Below are 16058 nucleotides of genomic sequence, written 5' to 3' on the forward strand. Positions count from 1 at the left end.
AGCCCGCGCAGGAAGAGGGCGACGATGCCGCCGATCAGGGCGAAGGGGACGTTGAGGATGATGAGGAACGCCTGGCGGACGCTGCCGAAGGTGGAGAAGAGCATGATGAAGATGAGCGCCAGACAGACCGGGACGATGACCGCCAGGCGCGCCATGGCTCGCTGCTGGTTCTCGAACTGCCCACCCCAGTCGATGTAGTAGCCGGGCGGCAGCTGCAGCCGGCCGTCCATGGCTTTTTGCGCCGCGGCCACGAAGCCCCCCAGGTCGCGACCGGAGACGTTGCACTCGACGACGATGCGGCGCGAGCCGTTCTCGCGGGAAATCTGCGCCGGCCCCTCCTCGGTGTAGACCCGGGCGAGCTGCTTCAAGGGGATGCGCGCCCCGTCGGGGGCGGAGATCAGAATCTCCTCGAATTCCCGGGGGGTATCGGACAGCTCGGCGGGAAAGCGCAGGGCCACGGAGAACCTTTTCTGGCCTTCAAAGATCTCCGACACGATCTTGCCGCCCGAAGCGAGCTCCAGCGCTTCGTTGATCTCGGCGACATTGATGCCGTAGCGGGCGATGGCGCCCCGATCGATCTCCACCTGGAGGTAGGCGAGGCCCGTGACCTTCTCCACCTGCACGTCGGCCGCTCCCGCAACCTCGCCGAGGACCTCGGCGATCTCGGCCCCCTTCTCCTTGAGCACCTCCATCTCCTCACCGAAGAGCTTGACGGCGACCTGGGACTTCACGCCGGAGATCAGCTCGTCCACCCGCAGGGCGATCGGTTGGCTGAAGGAGTAGGACATGCCCGGGATGGTCTCCAGCCGCTCGCGCATCTTGTCGACCAACTCCTCCTTGGTCCCGGCCGTCGTCCATTCGCTCCTCGGCTTCAGGCTGATGAAGATGTCGGAGATGTCGATGCCCATCGGGTCGGAGGCGATCTCTGCCCGGCCCGCCCGGGCCACCACCTTCTCGACCTCGGGGAAGGAGAGGAGCGCCTTCTCCACCGCGGCCGAGGTTCGCACCGTTTCGGTCACCGAGACGGACGGCAGACGAAACGACTGGACGGTGAGGCTCCCCTCGTCCAGGGTGGGGAGGAACTCGCTGCCGAGGAAGGGGACCAGCAGCAGCGAGCCGGCCAGGGCGGAAGCCGTGAGGGCGAGGACCCTCTTCGGGCGGCCCAGGCTCTGCCGCAGAAACGGCAGGTACGTCTCGCGGATCAGCACCAGCAGCTTCGGGTCTTTCTCCTCCACCTTCCCTCGCAACAGCAGCGAGCAGAGGGTCGGCACCAGGGTCAGGGTGAGGATGAGGGAACCGAGCAGGGCGAAGCCGACGGTGAAGGCCATGGGGGAGAACATCTTGCCTTCCATGTCGGTCAGGGTGACGATGGGGAGGTAGACGATGATGATGATCAGCACCCCGAAGAGGATGGGGCGGGCCACCTCCCTGGCCGAGGCGAAGATGGTGTGCAGCAGCCCCTCCTCTTTTTTTCGCTCTGAAAGATGCCGCACGGTGTTCTCCACCATGACCACGCTGCCGTCGACGATCATGCCGAAGTCGATGGCGCCGAGGGTCATAAGGTTGGCGGAGAGTCCCAGCCAGTGCATCCCCAGGAAGGAGAAGAGCATGGAGAGGGGAATGACCAGGGCGACGATGAGGGCGCCGCGCACGTTGCCGAGGAAGTAGAAGAGGACGGCGATGACCAGCAGCCCCCCCTCGATGAGGTTTGTCCGCACGGTGTTGATCGTCTTCTGCACCAGGTCGGTGCGGTCGTAGTAGGGAACGAGCTTCACCCCTTCCGGCAGGGTCTTCCGGATGGTCTCCACCTTCTCCTTGACGCCGGCGACCACCTCCTTGCTGGAAGCCCCCTTGAGCATCATGACGATGCCGGCCACCGCCTCCCCCTGCCCGTCGTGGGTGGTGACCCCTTGGCGCGGCTCGTTGCCGATCACGACCGTGGCCACGTCGTGGATGTGGATGGGGGTGCCGCCGCGGGCGGTGACGACGATCTGCTCCAGGTCCTCGATCCCCCTGGCGAGGCCCAAGCCGCGGACCATGTACTGCTCCTCCCGGTGCTCGATGTAGCCGGCGCCGACGGTGGCGTTGTTCATCTCCACCGCTTCCATCACCTCATGGATGGTGAGATTCAGGCTCTTGAGCTTGCCCGGGTCGAGGACCACCTGGTACTGCTTCACCTGGCCGCCGAAGGAGTTGACGTCGGTCACGCCGGGGACGGTGCGCAGGATCGGCCGCACCACCCAGTCCTGGAGGCTGCGCAGCTCGCGGATGTCGTGGTTGGGGCTTTCCAGGACGTACTGGTAGATCTCGCCCAGGCCGGTGGTGATCGGCCCCATCTGCGGCTCGATCCCCTTCGGCAGGCGGTCGCTGGCCTGCTGCAGGCGCTCGAAGACCTGCTGGCGGGCGAAGTAGATGTCCACCCCCTCCTCGAAGACGACGGTGATGACCGACAGGCCGATCTTGGAGAGGGAGCGCACCTCCTGGAGCTGCGGCAGCCCGCCCATGGCGGTCTCGATCGGGAAGGTGACGAGTTTTTCCACCTCGGTCGGCGCCATCCCCCCCGCTTGGGTGAGGATCTGGACCTGGACGTTGGTCACGTCCGGGAAGGCGTCCACCGGCAGCTTCTTCATCGCCCACAGGCCCGTGCCGACCAGCAGCAGGGTTCCGAGCAGGATGATGAGCCGCTGTTTGAGCGCAAACTGGAGAATTCTATCTAGCATGGGCATTACCCTTTCCTGTCCTTGATGGCTTAATGGCCGTGCTCACCGAGTTCCCCCTTCTTGAGCTCCGATTTGAGCAGGAAGCTCCCCCTGGCGGCGTAGCGTTCCCCTTCCGCCAGTCCGCCGAGGACCTCCACCAGGCCGCCGGAGGCCCTGCCCAGCTCCAGGGGGCGGGGCGCGAACTCGGTGCCGTCCTCGGTGACGAAGACCACCTTCTGCCCCTCGATCTCCTGGATGGCATCCTCCGGAATTGCCAGGGTCGGCGAGGCTTCGGCCGGCAGGCTGAGCGCAACGGTGGCGAACATCTCCGGCTTCAGCTTGCGTTCGGGGTTCGGCACCTCCAACCGGGCTTTGACCGTCCGGGTCGCCTCGTTCACCAGGTCGGCGATGTAGGTAATCCTCCCGGCAAACACCAGGTCCGGGAAGGCGCCCACGGTGACCGTTGCGGCCTGCCCCTTGCCGACCTTGGCCAGGTCCTTCTCGTTGATGTCGACCAGCACCCAGACGGACGAGAGGTCAGCGACCGTGTAGAGGTTGGTGGAAGGATCGGCCAACTCGCCGACAATGGCATGTTTTTCGGTGATCACGCCGCCGATGGGGGAGCGAACCGGCAACAGGGTCTGGCGGCTGCCCAAGTCGGCCAGGTCACTTTTGGCCAGCCCGTACACCAGCAGACGCTCTTCGTCCGCCTGCAGTTCGGCGAGCGCCGTCTGGTAGTCGGTCTCGGCCTGCAGAATCTCCTTGCGGGCGGCGATCTTCTTCTCCACCAAGGCCTTCACCCGGTCCATGTTGCTCTGCGCCAGGGTCAGCCGGGTCCTGGTCTGGCGGTAACGGCTGACGGACTCCCCCAACTCGACGCTGTCGAGCAGCGCCAGGGTCTGACCGGCCACCACCGCATCCCCCAGCGAGGCCTTGACCGCCACGAGTTTGCCCGCGATGCGGGGCGAGACATGGGCGATGCGGTCGGCGTTCACCTCAACCTTGCCAGTGGCATTGATGGCGCCGGCGAGCTGCTCCATCTTCGCCACGGCGACCACCACCCCGTGCTCCTGCTGGGATTCCGGGGCCATCCTGACACTCGTGGCTTCTTCGTGCTCGTCGTGTTCTTCTTCGCCGTGCCCTTCTTCTCCCTGGTGTTCCTTCTCGTCATGGTGTTCGGCGGCTTCCCTCCCTTCGCCATGCTCGGCGTGCTCGCCGCCGACCTGCAGGTGGGTGAACCGGTAGTAGATGCCGCCGCCGAGAAGCAGGGCCAGGATGAGGCCGATGATCATTCCTTTATTCTTCACTGCGCACCTCCGCTCGTTTCAATATCGAGACTGCCGCCGACCGCCTTCTCCAGCTCGGCGCGGGCCGTTTGCCGGCCATACAGGGCGGCCAGGTAATTCTCGTGGACTTCGACAAACTTCTTCTGCTCCTCGATGACGGTCAGAATGCCGATCTCGCCGATCTGGTAGGCCTCCTGGACCAGCTTCAGGTTTTCCTCCAGTTGAGGAATTATCCCCCCGGCGTAGAGGGACGCGATTTTCTCTGCCCCCGTCAGCCTGGCGTGGGCCGTCTCCACCTCCCGCTCTACGCTCTGGCGGGCGAAGAGGGCGCGGGCTTCGGTGCTCCCCTTGCGCGCCACCGCCTCCCGGATTCCAGCCTGGTTGCGGTCGAAGAGGGGAATGGGGATGGCGAGTCTCAGGCCGACGAGGTTGTCCGCGTCCTTGATCTCCTCGTCGCCAATGTCGGTGGCCGTGTTCTCCCGCGTGTAGGCGATCCCCGCCGTGAGGTTGGGAATCCTCTCGGCCTTCGCCAGTTGAACCTCCGCCCCCACCTGCGCCTTCTGCGCTTCCAGTGCCGCCAGGTCAGACCTCTGGGCCAAGGCCAGTGCCTTCAGCTCCGCCAACTCTCCGACGTCGCCGGACGATTCCTCCAAGGAACCGGTGAAGCCGGCTGCCGTCTCAGAGGGAAGCCCCAGGAGGACCAGGAGCCTGGCTCTGGCGGGGACAATCTCCCGCTCCGCCTCGGCCTTTCGCCCTTCGCTGCGGGCCGCCTCCACCCGGGCGAGATTCACCTCCAGCTCCGGGATGTCGCCCGCCTCGAAGCGCTGCCCCGCCACCTCCAGCAGCCGGTTGTTGAGGGCCAGGGAGCGCTGCGCCAGCTCCACCTTTTGCTGCGCCAGCAGCAGGTCGTAGAAAGCGGCCTTCACCTCCGCCGCCAGCAGCCGGCCGGCGTTGTCGAGCTGCCGGTCGAAGCCCTCCAGTTCTTTCTCGGCAGCAAGCAGGCGCTTGCCCCGCTTGCCGGCGGTCGGAAATTCCTGGGAAATACCCACGGTCAGGGTGTTCTCGGAAGGACTGCCGGTCAGCTTCCCGGTTGTCCCGTCGGCCTCCAGGACCGGGTTGGGGTAGAGCCCGGCCCGGCTCCTGCCGGCCTCGCGGATGCCTCTTTCTTCCCGCAGGGCCATCAGTTCGCCGTTGTTCTGCAGCGAAAAGTCCACCGCCTGCGCAAGGGAAAAAACTTTCTCTTCGGCGTACGCCGTGGCGCCGAAAGTCCAGCTGCAAATGGTCACAAACAGGGCCACGGCCCTCTTGGAGAAAACCGTTTTTCTCAAGGACTGCACCTCCAATTCGGTGTTTGAATTTGCGAAGGGTGAGCGAAAAACAGACGTGTACCGAGAAGACTTCTGGTCTTTCGGGACACACGGGCCAGAAGCTAGAGGGAGAGGATCAATTCAGCAGAACAACCGTACGCAGGGCGGCAAGAGCCTGGGAAGGGGGAAGAGACGCCGCCGGGGAGCGAAAAAGATTACGATCGGCTGCGACCTGTGGCCGCCAAAGAGGCGGAAGAGAGGCAGGAGGGGAATCCAGTGGGGAATACTGGTATGTCTTCAGGGTTTTCTGAACGAGCGGCGCATGGAGCGAGCTGACCGGCAGATGCTGGCACTCGGCATGATGGGAAGAAAGGGGAGAGTGCGCGGGGGCCGAAACGGCACAGGCTTCAGCGGTTCTGCAGGGCTTCTGCAAAGCGCTGGAATCGCACGCGGAGGTCGACATCTCCAGGTGCGCGTGCCCTTCCGCACCGAGGCACCAGGCCAGACCATGGGCGCCGGCATGGCTTCCCAGCAGGTAGAAGGCCAGCAGGATGATTATCGCAAAAACTTGTCGGAAGGGCTTTCTCTTCATACTTCGCCAAGATAATCGAGGACGGCGTGAATTTGCAAGGTGGAAAACCGTCTATTCAAAACCTGACGTTTGACATGAGCGGCCAATGCTGACGTGTTTCCGTCAAAAGCTATCGGGGGACGCCGGACCTGGCTGTCATGTGCCGATCCGTTTCTGCTTGGCGCGTTAAGGCTGGGGACAGCCGGCATGATCGGCTTGCCGGGGCCATGTCCGGTTGCTTGAAAGGCTGGTCGTCATGTGGCTCTTGGCATCGTCACTCGACCCTGGCGCCCTTTTCGACCAGGAGGTCACGAAGAACCGAGCGATGGCAGCGTGCTTCGTTCTCGCAGTAGCAGCCCACCGAGAAATTGCTTGAGTGCGACAGGACAGCGAACACTTCGAGTATGTGACTGGCCTCGGGACTTGCCATTTCGGCCCTGTACTTTCGGGTGAAGGTTGCCCACTGGGCAGGTGTTTCGGCCTGCTGGCCGAGTTTCATGGTCTCGACGCTGGGCGCGAGGTTCGGAAGCCAGACGTCGTACCAGTTCTGCGACGAGAACTCGGCTTTCGGAACACCGCGGGGAGGTCGACGAACGGTGCCGATGCGAACGCCTTCGTTTGCGACACGTGCACTTCCGAGCTTCACTACGCGAACTGCCACTGTGCCCTCCTGACCAAGATGCCCAACGGCTTCGCGCTTGGCCTGACGGGCGGTTTCTTGCCCGTTCATGGACCGAGCGCCTGTTATATGCGTCTGTATTCCATATACGCTGCCGCCTGTTGGGCGGATTCGGTACGTATGCCATAAGCTGCTTCCAGCATATGGGCCACAAATATATGCCTCAATAATACCCCCGAACGAGAAACGCCGCCGGCCAGCATTTATGCTGACCCGGCGGCGCCTCGGAATATCGATCCTGCTCCTGCCCTCATCGCTTTCCCCCGAAAACGCCTGCGGCCTGTGAATTTGACAATGCCCCGTTCAGCCTGCGCCGGCTTCGCGCAAATCCCCGGCGCCTGTTATTCCAGCGCCCGGCGGACCTCCTCCGCTTCCGCTCCCCGGACCAGCAGCCGCTTGTGCCTGGACTTCTCCCCCGCCACCAGCTCCACCGTGCTTTTTGACACCTTGAGCAACTTGGCGAAAAACTCGACGCAGAGCCGGTTGGCTTCCCCCTCCACCGGCGGCGAGGTCAGACGGACCTTGAGCTCTTCCCCCTGCACGCCGACGATCTCGTTTTTGCTGGCCCGCGGCTGCACGTGAAGATCGATGGTCACCCCGTCCCGGTGCTCACGCAGCCAGGGCATCAGGCCGGCTCCACCGGGTCCGGATCCTCTTTGGGCACGGCGCCCTTCCTGTTCCCCGCCGGAAACGGGAGGGGCTCCTCCAGCAGATACTCCTCACCGCCTCCATGGAGGGCCACCACATCGATATCCAGCAGCCGCAGATGGCTCTCGACCACGGCCCGCAGGCTGGTCTCGAAGGAAATTTTCTGCCGCTTCATCTCCTGAATCTCGCTGATCAGCTGAATCCGCCGCTCGTCGGCGGCCTGGACGATCTTATCCGCCCGCAGCTCGGCTTCGGCAACCATGATCTCGGCCTCCTTGCGGGCGTTGGCCTTGAGATCGTCGGTCACCCTCTGGGTGGTCAGCAGGGTCTCCTTGAGGGTCAGTTCCCGGGAGCGCATCTCTTCGAGGCTGGCCCGGGTGCGGGCCAGTTCTTCCTTGAGTTCCTGGCTCTGGCGGTGTAGACGCTCCAGTTCTTCTGCCAGCAGCTCAAGAAAATGATCGACCGCCCCCTTCTCGTAGCCCAGGAGGCGGGTCTTGAACTGGTGCTGCTGAATGTCGATGGGCGTGATGGACATGAGGCACCTCTCAGATGCGGAAGGCCAGTTGCTCTATGAGACTGAGGAGGATGCGGCGGAGCAGGGAAAGGCCGAGCAGGAGAACGATCGGCGAAAAATCGATCCCCCCGAATTGCAGCGGCAGCAGCCGGCGCATCCGGTAGAGCACCGGTTCGGTGGCGTTATAGAGGAAACGGACGATCGGGTTATAGGGATCGGGGTTGACCCAGGAGATGATGGCGCGGCCGATGACGATGAAGATGTAGATCTGGAAGACCAGGCTGATCACTTCGGCAAGGGCCGAAAACAGAATGTTCATGCTTTCCTCTTTCCTCCGTCTGGAGAGTGCGCCGATTGAACTCCGGCGCCTCGTGCAAAGCCCACTTTATAACGTATTGCCCGCCAAGGTGCAAACGCTTTCCAATGATCCGCCGGCGACGCAGCTGCCGGCGGCAACGCACTTTTTGACTTATCGAATAAAAAACGTTACATTACCGCACTGGAGAATGATTTCCCGGCCGTCCGGCGGGGGTCATTTTGATGAAATCGAACCGACAGGGGAATCGACATGAAACGTACCAGCAACCTTCGCATCCGCGGCCTGACCCCGATCATCGCCCCGGCCGATCTTAAACAGGTCTTTCCGCTTTCGGCACAGGGCGCCGAGTTCGTCACCCGGGCCCGGGAGCAGATCACCGACATTCTTTGCAACCGCGACGGCCGCCTGATGGTGGTGGTGGGCCCCTGCTCCATTCACGATCCCAAGGCCGCCCTCGAATATGCAGGCCGCCTGGCAAAGCTCGCCCGGGAACTGGAGGAGCGGCTCTTCCTGGTCATGCGCGTCTACTTCGAGAAGCCCCGCACCACCATCGGCTGGAAGGGGCTGATCAACGACCCCGATCTCAACGGCACGCACCAGATCTCCAAGGGTCTCGGCGTGGCTCGCGGCCTGCTCTGCGCCATCACCGACCTCGGCCTGCCGGTGGCCGGAGAAATGCTCGACCCGGTCACCCCCCATTACCTGGCCGATACCATCAGCTGGGGGGCGATCGGCGCCCGCACCACCGAATCCCAGACTCACCGGGAGATGGCCAGCGGCCTCTCCTTCCCGGTCGGTTTCAAGAACGGCACCGACGGCAACCTGCAGATCGCCATCGATGCCATGCGCGCCGCCCTGCATCCGCACAGTTTTCTCGGCATCAACAACGAGGGACGCAACGCCATCGTCCAGACCACCGGCAACTCCGACGTGCACATCGTGCTGCGCGGCGGCAACGACCGCCCCAACTACTACCCGGAGGACATCCGCAAGACCGAGGAGATGCTGGCCAAGGCAAGCCTCAATACCGCCATCATGGTCGACTGCAGCCATGCCAACTCCTTCAAGAACCACGAGCGGCAGGAGGAAGTTCTGGTGAACGTCTGCGAGCAGATCGCCGACGGCAACCGCACCATCTGCGCCCTGATGATCGAGAGCTACCTCGAGGCCGGCAATCAGCCGATCTCCGATGACCTCTCGCAGCTGAAGTACGGCGTCTCCATCACCGACAAGTGCGTCGACTGGGCCACCACCGAGCGCATGCTGCGCCATGCCCACCGGAGTCTCAGCAACTGCGGCGGCCGACCGGTCTGATTCAAGAGCGGCCCTGTCCGGGTCGCCTTACAGGATATTGCCTTGAAAGAGATCAAAATCAAATCAGTGCGGGTTCTCGCTCCTGCCCCTTGCCCGCCGAAGCCGGAAGCGAAGGCCGGAGCCTGCCCGCCGAAGCCGGAGGCGAAGGCCGGGTGCTGACCGCCGAAAGCGCCGCCGGGTGCGGCGCCGGACCAGCCGGATACCCACTCCTGCAGCCCGCCGTCTTCGGCGCCGGCCAACGCAAGCTGCTGCCCGCCGCCGGAACCGGCCGGCCCGGCCGACAGCTGCTGTCCGCCCTCCTCCCCGCTCAGCCCGCAAGCAGGAGACCGCCCCGGCTTCCGGCGCTGGCCCTTCGTCACCGGCTGGCTGGAGACGCCGGTCGGGCTGGTGCCGCAGGTGGCCACCCGCCTGGCCAGGGGTGACGTGCTGGGCCGCTGGCAGATGCGCTGGGGGCTCGGACGGACGCGCTACCGGATCGCCCCCGGACTGTACGCGGTCGGCTGCCCCGACGCCGCCTCGCCGGTGCTGGTCACCGCCAACTACAAGCTAACCTTCGACAGCCTGCGGCGGGAACTGGGCGGCCTCCACGTCTGGATCCTCGTGCTGGAAACCTTCGGCATCAACGTCTGGTGCGCAGCCGGCAAGGGTACCTTCGGCACCGCCGAAGTGATCCGCCGGGTACAAGCAGCAGGCCTCGATCAGGTCGTCGGGCACCGCACCCTGATCCTTCCCCAGCTCGGCGCCCCCGGCGTCGCCGCCCACGAGGTGCGCCGGGAATCGGGGTTCAAGGTCGTCTACGGGCCGGTGCGCGCCGCCGACCTGCCGGTCTTCCTGGCCGCCGGCATGAAGGCGACACCGGAAATGCGCCGGGTGACCTTCACCACCCTCGAGCGGCTGGTGCTGACGCCGGTGGAGCTGACCGGCATGCTCAAGCCGATCGGCTGGACCGCCTTGGGACTGCTGATTCTCAGCGCCGTCGGACCGCAGCTGCTCCACCCCGCCGCCGCTTTGTCGCGCGGCCTCGCCGCCATCGTCACCGGCATCGCCGGGGTGCTGGCCGGGGCGGTGCTGACGCCGGTGCTGCTCCCCTGGCTGCCGGGACGGGCCTTCGCCCTCAAGGGGGCCATGGCCGGGGGGGCCGTCGCCCTGCTCGCCCTGCTGGCCAGCTGGAGCCGGCTCGACTTCTGGTCCGGCACGGCGCTGCTGCTGGCCCTGCCGGCGGTCGCCTCCTGGTGCGCCATGAACTTCACCGGCTCGACCACCTTCACTTCCCCCTCCGGGGTGGAGAAGGAGATGCGTCGGGCTATCCCCCTGCAGGCGGTGGCCGCGGCGCTGGCCGGGGTGCTCTGGGTCTACGGCGGATTCGTCGGCAAGTGAGGATCGGAATGAGCGAACTGCGCTACCTGGAAGGGGTCACCACCCTGCAGCTGGACGTCGCCAAGTGCATCGGCTGCGGCATGTGCCCGGCGGTCTGCCCGCACGCCGTTTTCGTCATGGCGGCAGGGAAGGCGGCCATCACCGACCGCGACCGCTGCATCGAGTGCGGTGCCTGCGCCCGCAACTGCCCGGTCGAGGCGATCTCGGTCAAGGCCGGCGTCGGCTGCGCCAGCGCCATCATCCACAGCTGGCTCACCGGCGAGGAGCCGAGCTGCGACTGCGGCGGCGGGTCGAGCTGCTGCTGAGCTGCACGGGACAATTACCGATTCCGGAGACCGCATTCCCCCTTCCCCGCCTCCCGCCCCCTGTGCTACCCTGCCGCAAAACCTACGGGAGCCTGACGTCGTCACCATGACCGCATCCACCTCGACCCTGCTGCTGGGCAGCGCCTTCGCCGCCTATTTCGTCTCCGCCTGCCTGTACCTCCTGCATCTTCGGGTCCGCCGGCCGCTGGTGCTGCGCGGCGCCGTCGTCCTGGTGGCGGCGGCCTTCACTCTGCAGACCTGCATCCTCGGCCAGCGCTGGCTGGCCGCCGGCTACCTGCCGGTGACCAATCTCTTCGCCACCCTCTTCTTCTTCAGCTGGGCGCTGGCGGCGACCTACCTCTATTTCGAGCTGCGCTACCGCATCCATGCGGCGGGGCTGTTCGTCATCTTCCTCAACCTGCTGCTGCTGGCCGGGGCGCTGTCGCGCGACCCGGCCATTCCGCCGCTGATTCCGGCTCTCGACACCCCGCTCTTCACCCTGCACATCGCCTTCTCGTTCCTCGGCTACGCCTTCTTCGCCATGGCCTTCTCCCTCGGCGTCCTCTACCTGCTGCAGCGGCAACTGGCGAGCGGCCTCCTGCCCGACCCGGGGCTGCTGCGCAAGCTCAACGAAGAGTCGATCTTTCTCGGATTCTGTCTCTTCACCCTCTGCATGATCATGGGGAGCATCTGGGCGTACATCGCCTGGGGCTACTACTTCTCCTGGAACATCAAGGGAGTCTGGTCCTTTCTCGTCTGGCTCTTCTACGCCGGGATGTGCCACGCCAAGTTCGTCCGGCGCTGGCAGGGCACGGGGTACGCGATCCTCTCCATCGCCGGTTTCGGCGTCGTCCTCTTCACCTATCTCGGCATCGGTCTGCTGCTGCAGAGCAACCACCCCCTCGACTGACCGCGAAGGCACGCACGATGAACCGCTCGATGTTGCTCGACAAGACCTGGAAGCTGCTCTGCTCGCTGAAGCTGGCGATCGTCCTCGCCTCGGCGGCCACCCTGTTGATCATGGGGGGCTCGCTGCTCATCCCTTTCAACCCCCGGATCTTCGGCCATATGGACGCAGTAGCTCTCGGCGACTGGCTGCGTACCGCCGGAGTGGCCCGGCCGGCTCTCACCTGGTGGGTCTTTGCCGCCGGCGTGCTGATGCTGCTGCTCGGCATCAACACTCTCTGCTGCTTCATCGACTGGGCCCGCAACCTGCGCGCCCGCTGGCGCAAGAGCGGCGAGTATATGATCCACCTCGGTTTCGTTCTGGTGCTGGCAGCGTACGTCTGGGGAAGTCTGGCGGGATTTCGCAGCGAGGGGAATCGGATCTTCGTGGGCGAGGTTCGTGAAATTGCGGCGTTGCCGGGCTACAACCTGCGGCTGGACGCCTTCGAGCCGCAGCTTGGCGCGAGCGGCCGCCCCGTCGACATGCTCAGCACCGTCACCCTGTTGCGGGGCGGCGAGGTGTTGTCGCAGGGAGTGGTGAAGACCAACACCCCGCTCACCCGGGGCGGGTTGATTGTCGTGCCGTCTTCTTTCGGCCGCCAGCCGGCCGGCTTCAATTTCTTTCTTTCCGGGCGCGGTGCCGTCTCCCTGGCGGTCGGCAGCCATATCGAACTCGGCAGCGGCCGCCTGCTGCGGGTTATCGACTTCTACGCCGACGCCGCCCGGCGAAGCGATGGCCAGGCCGTCTACCGGGGGGACGAACTCGGCAACCCGGCGATCCGGCTCGAACTGCTCCAGCCCGACCGGGAGCCCTGGCGGGGCTGGTATTTTCTGCGCGGCGAGATCCCCTACCCCCTGGTCGAGGCCGGGGTGCGACTGTGGCCGACCGAACCGCTCTACCGCGTCTTCAGCGTGCTCACCGTCAACTACGATCCCGGCGCACCCCTGGCGATGGTCGGGGGCGTGGCCATGCTGGCCGGGGTTCTGCTTGCCGCGGGCTCTTTCTACTACAAGCGCGGCCGGGGTGACCGGCCCGAGGTGGTCTGAACCGCCGGGCAGTTCCGCTCAACATATCTGAATATCTAGGCGAAGCACCCCGGGGATGCTATGGTATCGCCTGCTTTCTGTTCGGGAGTCGATTGCACATGAAGAATAAGCGCGTACTGGTGGTCGACAACGAGCCGCAGCGCCGCGACAGCCTCCAGCGGCTACTGGGCGAGAGGAATATCGAAACGCTTGCAGCAGCCACCTGCGAAGAGGCGCTGCAGTTGCTGGCCGGCGAACAGGTCGATCTCGTCCTCACCGAGACGGAGCTCCCCGGCAAGAGCGGCCACTACCTGCTCAAACAGGTGAAGGAGCGGCAACCCGAAATCGAGGTGATCCTGATCACCCACAATGCCTCCTCCTACAACCTGCTGCAGGCGTTGCGAAACAACGCCTGCGATTTCATCGTCCGCCCCATCGATACCGGCGAGATCCTGTTCAGCGCCCTGGAGCGGGCCTTCACTCAGATCGACCTGCGCCGGCAGAACGCGGACCTGCTCAAGGAGCTGGAGAAGAGCAACCGGTCGCTGCGGCGGACGCTGAAAATGATGAAGGCGCTCAATGCCTCCATCGAAAGGCTGACGGCGACAACCGACATCGAGGAACTGTTCATGGAACTGCTCAGCTCCGCCATGGGCGAGTTGCAGGCGAGCCGCGGTTTTCTCGCCCTTTTCGACCGCGCCTCGGGCAAGCTCGGCCTCAAGGTGAGCAAGGGGATCCCGCCGGAACTGTGCCGGAAGTATTCCGCAGGACTGCCGGACGGTCTCACCCTGGCCCTCGCCCGCCGCGGAAAACCGGTGGCCATCGCCGCCAATCTGCCGGAAAAACTGGCCGCCATGGCTGCACCCGGGGAAACGGAGAACCTGCTCCCCGCTCCCGGCCTGCTGGCCGCCCCCCTGCTCCTCAAGGAGCGGGTGGCCGGCATCGTCGTCCTTTCCGGCCACCAGAATGGCCAGGGCTACGGCGAACACGAACTGAACTTTCTCAGCCAGTTGTCGCACCATGCCGCCCTGGCACTGGAGAAGGTCGGCATCATTCACCAGCTCAAACGGGACAAGTCCTCGGTCCCCTGACCTTTCGCCAGGCGGCGCGCCCCGCCGCCCTCTCCCCTGACCAATCTAACGCAATCCGGCCAGGGCCGTGCCGGTATCGGGCAGGCCGAGGAAATGCCGAATACTCCCGGCAAGACCGTCAGCGTCCAGCCCATAGCGCGCCCGCAGCTCTTCCTGGCTGCCCTGCTCGATGAAGGCATCCGGCAGGCCTATGTGCAGGGCTCGGGGAGAAAGCCCCTCCTCCGCCAGCAGTTCGAGGACCGCGGAACCGAACCCTCCTTGCCGGACATTTTCCTCCACGGTGACGACCAGGCCGCAGCGGCGCGCCTCGCCCGCGATCAATTCCCGGTCGAGCGGCTTGAGAAAGCGGGGGTCGACCACCGCCAGGCGGATTCCCCCGGCGGCCAGCTGCTCCGCCGCCGCCAGGGCCGCCGCCACGGTCGTGCCGGCGGCGAAGATGACGCCGTCGGCGCCGTCCCGCAGCTTTTCGCCCCGGCCGAGCGGCACCGGTTCGAACGGCCCGTCGAGAGGCAAGCCGATACCGCTGCCACGCGGATAGCGGTAGGCCAAGGGACTCTCGACAGCGAGGGCCGTGGCCATCGCCCGACGCAGTTCGATCTCGTCGCGCGGCGCCATGATGGTCAAATTGGGGATGTGGCGCAGGAAGGCGTAGTCGAACACTCCGTGGTGGGTGGGACCGTCGGCGCCGACCAGTCCGCCCCGGTCGAGGGCGAAGGTGACCGGCAGGTTCTGCAGGCAGACATCGTGCACGATGCTGTCGTAAGCCCGCTGGAGAAAGGTCGAATAGATGGCCACCGTCGGCCGCAGCCCTTGACAGGCCAGCCCGGCGGCGAACGTCACGGCGTGCTGTTCGGCAATCCCGACGTCGAAAAACCGGTCGGGGAAGCGGGCGGCGAACTCCTTGAGGCCGGTCCCCTCGGCCATGGCGGCGGTAATGGCGACGACCCGCCGGTCGCGTTCGGCCAACTCTACCAGGGTGCGTCCGAATACCGCCGTATAGCTGGCCGCCTGCCCCTTGCCCTGCTTCACCTCGCCACTCGCGCGGTTGAAGGGACCGACGCCATGGAACTCGGAGGGGCTGCGCTCGGCGGGCGGATATCCCTTCCCCTTCCGGGTGACGACATGGACCAGAATCGGCCCCCTGAGCCGGGAGACATTCTGCAGGGTTTCGACCAGCTCCGGCAGGCGGTGGCCGTCAAGGGGGCCGACATAATCGAAGCCGAAGGCCTCAAACAGCATGCCGGGAGTGAAAAAACCCTTGAACGACTCTTCGGCACGACGGGCGATATTGATCAGGTCGCGGCCGAAACGCGGGACGTTGCCGAGGAACTGCTCCGTTTCGCGCTTGAAGCGGACGAAGAGATCCGAGGTCATCTTGCGGCTGAGGAAGGAAGAGAGTGCGCCGACATTCGGGGAGATCGACATCTCGTTGTCGTTGAGAATGACGATCAGGTCCTTCTTGAGGTGCCCGGCCTGGTTCAGCCCCTCGAAAGCGAGGCCGGCGGTCAGGGAGCCGTCGCCGATGACGGCGACGATCTTCTCGCTGCCGCCGAGGACATCACGAGCGGCCGCCATGCCGAGGGCGGCGGAGATGGAGGTGCTGGAGTGGCCGACATCGAAGCAGTCGTGCGGGCTCTCGTCGCGTTTGGGAAAGCCGCTGATCCCGCCCAGCCGGCGCAGGGTGGAAAAGCGCTCACGCCGGCCGGTCAGCAGCTTGTGGGCATAAGCCTGGTGCCCCACATCCCAGACGATTTTGTCGGTGGGGGAGTCGAAGACGCGGTGCAGGGCGATGGTCAGCTCCACCACCCCGAGAGAGCTGGCAAGATGGCCGCCGTTGGCGGCTACGGTATCGATGACGGTCTCGCGGATTTCCCCCGCCAGATTCTCCAGCTCGGCCAGCGAGAATTCCTTCAGGCCGGCGGGCGAATCGAGGTTTTCGAGTATGCCGCTCATGCTTGAAAATCCTTTGCCCACTCA

14 protein-coding genes and 1 pseudogene are annotated in these 16058 nt (G+C 65.1%); 7 read left to right on the forward strand and 8 right to left on the reverse strand.

Going from position 1 to position 16058, the window contains the following annotated elements; genetic code table 11:
• From VD811_01305 to VD811_01335, 7 genes are all read right to left on the reverse strand, one after another.
• Positions 1-2726, reverse strand: a 2726-nt coding sequence (locus VD811_01305; protein ID HXV19610.1) for a CusA/CzcA family heavy metal efflux RND transporter, incomplete at its 3' end; no start/stop codon positions are given.
• Positions 2727-2749: 23 nt separating this feature from the next.
• Positions 2750-4006, reverse strand: coding sequence for an efflux RND transporter periplasmic adaptor subunit (locus tag VD811_01310; GenBank protein ID HXV19611.1), 1257 nt, complete (start codon positions 4004-4006; stop codon positions 2750-2752).
• Positions 4003-5313 carry a TolC family protein gene (locus tag VD811_01315; GenBank protein ID HXV19612.1) on the reverse strand — a complete coding sequence of 437 codons (1311 nt, stop codon included), beginning with the start codon at positions 5311-5313 and terminating at the stop codon, positions 4003-4005. Before VD811_01315 ends, VD811_01310 begins: the two co-directional genes overlap by 4 nt.
• Positions 5314-6137: 824 nt before the next feature.
• Positions 6138-6593: a DUF488 family protein gene (locus VD811_01320; GenBank protein ID HXV19613.1), complete on the reverse strand. Its 456-nt coding sequence runs from the start codon at positions 6591-6593 to the stop codon at positions 6138-6140.
• 290 nt (positions 6594-6883) lie between these two features.
• On the reverse strand, positions 6884-7168 hold the full coding sequence (locus tag VD811_01325) for a DUF167 family protein (protein ID HXV19614.1): 285 nt from the start codon (positions 7166-7168) through the stop codon (positions 6884-6886).
• Positions 7168-7725 carry a DivIVA domain-containing protein gene (locus VD811_01330; GenBank protein ID HXV19615.1) on the reverse strand — a complete coding sequence of 186 codons (558 nt, stop codon included), beginning with the start codon at positions 7723-7725 and terminating at the stop codon, positions 7168-7170. The genes VD811_01325 and VD811_01330 overlap by 1 nt, the downstream gene beginning before the upstream one ends.
• 10 nt (positions 7726-7735) lie before the next feature.
• Positions 7736-8023 (reverse strand): YggT family protein, encoded by a 288-nt coding sequence (locus tag VD811_01335; GenBank protein HXV19616.1) that lies wholly within the window; start codon positions 8021-8023, stop codon positions 7736-7738.
• Positions 8024-8272: 249 nt separating this feature from the next.
• Here VD811_01335 and VD811_01340 point away from each other — a divergent pair, with 249 nt between their 5' ends.
• The 7 genes and pseudogenes from VD811_01340 to VD811_01370 all read left to right on the forward strand — a co-directional run bounded on the left by VD811_01340 (position 8273) and on the right by VD811_01370 (position 14081).
• A complete protein-coding gene (locus VD811_01340) occupies positions 8273-9337 on the forward strand; it encodes a 3-deoxy-7-phosphoheptulonate synthase (GenBank protein HXV19617.1) in 1065 nt (354 codons plus the stop codon).
• Positions 9338-9489: 152 nt separating this feature from the next.
• Complete coding sequence (locus VD811_01345) at positions 9490-9759, forward strand: hypothetical protein (protein ID HXV19618.1); 270 nt, start codon at positions 9490-9492, stop codon at positions 9757-9759.
• A pseudogene (gene hgcA / locus VD811_01350) lies at positions 9662-10714 on the forward strand (mercury methylation corrinoid protein HgcA). Before VD811_01345 ends, hgcA begins: the two are co-directional and overlap by 98 nt.
• An 8-nt stretch (positions 10715-10722) precedes the next feature.
• The gene (gene hgcB, locus VD811_01355; GenBank protein ID HXV19619.1) at positions 10723-11019 is read left to right on the forward strand and encodes a mercury methylation ferredoxin HgcB; all 297 of its coding nucleotides are present in this window, start codon (positions 10723-10725) and stop codon (positions 11017-11019) included.
• A gap of 106 nt (positions 11020-11125) precedes the next feature.
• A complete protein-coding gene (gene ccsA, locus VD811_01360) occupies positions 11126-11929 on the forward strand; it encodes a cytochrome c biogenesis protein CcsA (GenBank protein ID HXV19620.1) in 804 nt (267 codons plus the stop codon).
• A 17-nt stretch (positions 11930-11946) separates the two neighbouring features.
• On the forward strand, positions 11947-13011 hold the full coding sequence (locus tag VD811_01365) for a cytochrome c biogenesis protein ResB (GenBank protein ID HXV19621.1): 1065 nt from the start codon (positions 11947-11949) through the stop codon (positions 13009-13011).
• A gap of 98 nt (positions 13012-13109) precedes the next feature.
• The gene (locus VD811_01370; protein ID HXV19622.1) at positions 13110-14081 is read left to right on the forward strand and encodes a response regulator; all 972 of its coding nucleotides are present in this window, start codon (positions 13110-13112) and stop codon (positions 14079-14081) included.
• Positions 14082-14126: 45 nt separating this feature from the next.
• Here the strand turns inward: VD811_01370 and dxs are convergent, their stop codons facing one another.
• A complete protein-coding gene (gene dxs / locus VD811_01375) occupies positions 14127-16034 on the reverse strand; it encodes a 1-deoxy-D-xylulose-5-phosphate synthase (protein HXV19623.1) in 1908 nt (635 codons plus the stop codon).
• Positions 16035-16058: the final 24 nt, after the last annotated feature.

It is taken from the genome of Desulfuromonadales bacterium (genome assembly GCA_035620395.1).
Classification (GTDB): domain Bacteria; phylum Desulfobacterota; class Desulfuromonadia; order Desulfuromonadales; family DASPGW01; genus DASPGW01.